Below are 4,347 nucleotides of genomic sequence, written 5' to 3' on the forward strand. Positions count from 1 at the left end.
ACGGTCCGGGACGGCGAACCCGACTCGGTCCGAGGCGGGGACCGAGGCCATCGTCATGCCCTCCGGGATCATCGTCGACGGATCAGCTGCCACTCCGATGATGAAACTGAACCATCCCTCTCTACTGCGACCGGCGTGCTCAAGGTTGGTATACACGGCATAGACGTCGTCGGCGAGGCGTCCCGGCACACGGGCGAGTGCGTCGCCCGCCATGACCTGCTTCCACAGCACCGGGATGTCGTCGGCCGACGCGCTGCCGTTGGTGCGGATGCCATAGCCGAGGACGGTGAACGGGCCTGCACGAAACTGCTGAGGATCGATCGTCATGGCTCCACCGTAGAGGGGGCGCGGTGTGCAATACGTGCCATCATGGTGGGCCCTGGAACCGGAACGGGTGCTGGTCAATGCTCGGTTTCGAGGACGAACCAGATCCCGACGGCGGGCTCGACGCCGTCGTTGCGATAACCGTGCAGTGTGGTCGTCGACACAGACCCGCATTGCTCGCCGCCAGCTGGTGCCTGTCGAACCCGAGCGTTCAGACCAGATCGATGCGTTTCAAGGGCTTCTCCTCCAGCACGCTCGACGCTGGGAACGCTCTCCCGGCGTGCACCACGTTTCGACTATAAGTCGTAACAAATTATGGACGAAAGTCGACACGTCGCGAAAAGCAACCCGTCTGCGATGTCATACGTAATGACATACACGACGTCGGTTTCTATGAGAGGGAGACACGATGAGAAGAGTAGCAACGGCCTGCGCGGCGACTATTATGGCACTTGTGATGAGCGGCACCACTGTCGCTGTTGCGCAAGCGCAGACGGGCAGCACCGAGGCGGTAACTCGGATCGAGGATCAGATCGCGCCGCTTACAGCTTACGACTGCTTGGAGTATCTTCGTCTAAACAATTACTCCGGGAACCGTTTCCATGCCGCGGCCTGCGCCTTAGGCACGTCGGGCACTCCGACCGCAATCGCGTCGTGCTCTGCAGGGCTAAGGGTCACCGGAGTGCGCCTTTTCCACGCGACACAGGCTTGTCTACAAGCTCCCCTGTAATAGTTTGTGTAGTTTGAATTCACAAAAGGGTCGAGACTAAGATCCGCGGACAAGGTTAGTGGAGCCAGGACGGATAGCTCTTTAGGCGTCCAAAGGGTTCTGGTCTTTCCGTCCCTTCGTGCCGTGTGGCCTGGACGGCCGTTGCACGTAGTCGTGTAGCTTCCCGGTCCAGCCCGAGCGGCCGCGGCTCACGATGCTGCGCCACGGGCCCAGGGATTGCGGAGGATTAGCTACCAAGGGAGCGTCGAGATAGGATGGGATGGGTGAGTGATGACGGTGGCTACATCGTGCTGCCAAACGGTGAGCGTGTCAGTGAAGCGGAACTAGTCCAAGAGGTTCGTCAAGCTCTGCTTGACCCTGTCCAGCATGACAGATCGCCGCCCGTGGACGAGCACGGCGACCCGCTCCCTCGCTTGAACGTAGATGATCCGAGTCCAGAGACGGACGACCCGGTCCTAAGAGTCGGATACGCATTGCTCGCCGACCTCCCATTAAACTGGGAGACTGCGTTCCTTGACGTGACGGCCGCGGCTGACGAGGTCCGCACCTCCGCGATGGTTAAGGTACGAGGCGCGGATGCCGCATCGCACGCGTTCCGCTTCTACTTCCCAGAAATCGCTGAGGCGTGCTTGGCGCTGCGACGCGCAACGTACGAACCAAACGGGCGCGGCGCTTGGTACAACGCAATAATCCGGCTAGACCGGGACGGCACGATTAGTCTGAACTACGACTTCACCAACCCACCATTTGGCTGCTGGAGCCCGAACGAGGCCGACCTCGTGCTGCGCGACCAGGTGCTGTACCCACGCGATCCCGAGCTGCTACCTCCCTGGCATCCAGCCCGGCAATGACGACCCAGCGGAGGTGGCACTTCTCCGCGCGGGCGGGATAAGGCTGACGACACGGCGCACTCAATTTCTTACCGTGCCCTGGCGAGGTCGGACCTATCAATTAGGCTTTCAACCTGGTTGAGCACCAAGCCTGTTGGCACGGGGCGGCATTGAGGAAGAGGTGAAGCTCCTGATAGATGGGTTGTCGACCAAGATCAACCTGTTCGCCCGGAATATCACGTGCTTGTCTACCCATCGGGGATCGATCCAGCTCGAGCCGCGCTTCCTGTCCGATGCCTCAATGACCGGCTTCGAGGACGAACCAGATCCCGACGGCGGGCTCGACGCCGTCGTTGCGATAGCCGTGCGGCGTGGTGGAGTCGAACGAGACCGCGTCGCCGGGCGCCAGGCGATACTCGTCGAAACCGAGGGTGAGCACGAGTTCGCCGCCGACCACGTAGCCGTACTCGAAACCCGGATGCCGCATCAGCCTGCCGTTGCTGGCTGACGTGCTCCCCGGTTCGTACGTGATCCGCAGAAAGTCGACGTGAGTACCTGGCACCTGTCCAAGACGTTCCCACGTCACCCCGGAGTCCAGGGTAAGCGCCTCGCGCTCGGTCGGTTGGACGACAGGACCGACCCGGCGTTGCCGGTCCGGGCCCAACACCCGCAGCCCCGTCTCCTGAACGCGATCACCTTGAGAGGCGCCACCGGGACCATCGCTGGCACCCTGCATGGCGGCAGCGACCGCGGCGCGACCTGGATCAGGTACACCTTGGCTCTGATCGACAGTGCCCTGTCCCGCCGACGCCCGCCCGGCCCGGTCGAACAGATCCTCGATCGATACGCCGAGCGCGGTCGTGATCGCGTACAGCGTGCTCACCGACGGCCGGCTCTTCCCGGTCTCGATCTGAGAGATCAGGCTGGGCGACACCCCGATCTCGCGGGCCAGACCGCGGGCGCTGAGCCCCCGTCGCAGCCGCTGCGCACGGAGCCGATCACCGATGTCGAGCCCCGAGTCACCTGCCATCGGCACCCCTCTCTCATGGTCAGCATAAGTTAACACGCTGTCCTCCGATTCATCTCCCAGATCACCCAGTTCCGTGTAGCCCTGGGTATTGACCTCCTCTCCCCGACTGTTCAATGATGGTTAACGCCACTGAACAGTCTCCGTGACATGTTCACCAGAAGGAGTGACGGCCAATGACGGTCCGTACCTTCGGCCCCAACGCCGTGGACTGGGAGGAACGAGTCGATCTCGATCGACTGCGACAGGCGCGACTGGCCCGCCTCAAAGCGTTCCTTGACCGCTCGGACCTGGGCGCTGTGCTGTCGTTCGACTTCTCCAACATCCGCTACATGACCTCGACCCACATCGGCACCTGGGCGATTGACAAGCTCATCCGGTTCGCGCTACTCCCCCGTGGCGGCGAGCCGGTCGTCTGGGACTTCGGCTCGGCCGCGAAGCACCACCAGTTGTACAACCCATGGTTGGACGGCGAGGACAGGGCACGAGCCGGCATCTCCACACTGCGCGGAGCCTTCCATCCCGACGCGGGCATCGCTGCCGACGTCGCCGGAAAGGTGGCGGCGGTCCTCCGCGAGCACGGCCTCGACGCAGAACCGCTAGGCATCGACGTCGTCGAGATGCCCATCCTGGCCGCGTTGCAGGCGGAAGGACTCACCGTCGTCGACGGCCAGCAGGTCTTCCTCGAGGCGCGCCGCATCAAGACACCCGACGAGATCGCCCTGCTGACCCAGGCCTGCTCGATGGTCGACGCCGCCTACGAGGACCTGTACGAGTTCCTGCGGCCCGGGGTGAAGGAGAACGAGTGCGTCGGCGTGGTCAGCAAGGCCCTCTACGACCTCGGCAGCGAGTACGTCGAGGGCGTCAACGCCATCTCCGGCGAACGGTGCTCTCCGCACCCGCACGTCTACAGCGACCGGCTCATCCGGCCCGGCGACCCGGCCTTCTTCGACATCCTCCACAGCCATCTGGGCTATCGCACCTGCTACTACCGCACGTTCGCCGTCGGCAGCGCGTCGATGGCCCAACGCGATGCGTACACACGCTGCCGCGAATACATGGATCATGCGATCGCCCTGGTCAAGCCCGGTGCCACGACGGCGGACATCGTCTCGGTCTGGCCTCGGGCCGAGGAGTTCGGTTTCCCAGACGAGACGGCCGCGTTCGCCTTGCAGTACGGGCACGGCGTGGGACTCTCCATATGGGAGAAACCCATCTTCAGCCGCCTGGTCTCCCTCGACCATCCCGAAACCCTCGAGGAGGGCATGGTGTTCGCCCTCGAGACGTACTGGCCGGCCGCGGATGGTTGGTCGGCGGCGCGTATCGAGGAGGAGGTCGTGGTCACCACCGACGGGTGTGAGGTCATCACCAAGTTCCCGGCCGAGGAACTGCTCGTCGCCGGCCGGAAGTACTGGACCGCGGGCGGTGCGCTGAAC

At 63.5% G+C, this 4,347-nt stretch carries 4 protein-coding genes; 2 read left to right on the forward strand and 2 right to left on the reverse strand.

The window, feature by feature from the left end; translation table 11 throughout:
- The coding region (locus ELR45_RS35995) for a GyrI-like domain-containing protein (RefSeq protein WP_205857506.1) at nt 1-327 on the reverse strand (327 nt) is incomplete at its 3' end.
- A gap of 990 nt (nt 328-1,317) precedes the next feature.
- On the opposite strand from ELR45_RS35995, the gene ELR45_RS29355 reads away from it, so the two are divergent.
- Entirely contained in the window at nt 1,318-1,905 is a 588-nt protein-coding gene (locus ELR45_RS29355; protein ID WP_129669466.1) for a hypothetical protein, read from the forward strand.
- A 277-nt stretch (nt 1,906-2,182) separates the two neighbouring features.
- Here the strand turns inward: ELR45_RS29355 and ELR45_RS29360 are convergent, their stop codons facing one another.
- Nucleotides 2,183-2,914 carry an XRE family transcriptional regulator gene (locus tag ELR45_RS29360; RefSeq protein ID WP_129669467.1) on the reverse strand — a complete coding sequence of 244 codons (732 nt, stop codon included), beginning with the start codon at nt 2,912-2,914 and terminating at the stop codon, nt 2,183-2,185.
- 173 nt (nt 2,915-3,087) lie between these two features.
- Between ELR45_RS29360 and ELR45_RS29365 the strand changes: the two genes are divergently transcribed.
- On the forward strand, nt 3,088-4,347 hold a 1,260-nt coding region (locus tag ELR45_RS29365; RefSeq protein ID WP_165368209.1), incomplete at its 3' end, for a M24 family metallopeptidase.

The sequence above is a fragment of the Phytoactinopolyspora endophytica genome, assembly GCF_004138495.1.
GTDB lineage: Bacteria > Actinomycetota > Actinomycetes > Jiangellales > Jiangellaceae > Phytoactinopolyspora > Phytoactinopolyspora endophytica.

Excerpts from the sequence above, each read along its gene's own strand:
- ELR45_RS29360 (WP_129669467.1), bottom strand. The coding sequence starts at position 2,914 with ATGGCAGGTGACTCGGGGCTCGACATCGGTGATCGGCTCCGTGCGCAG.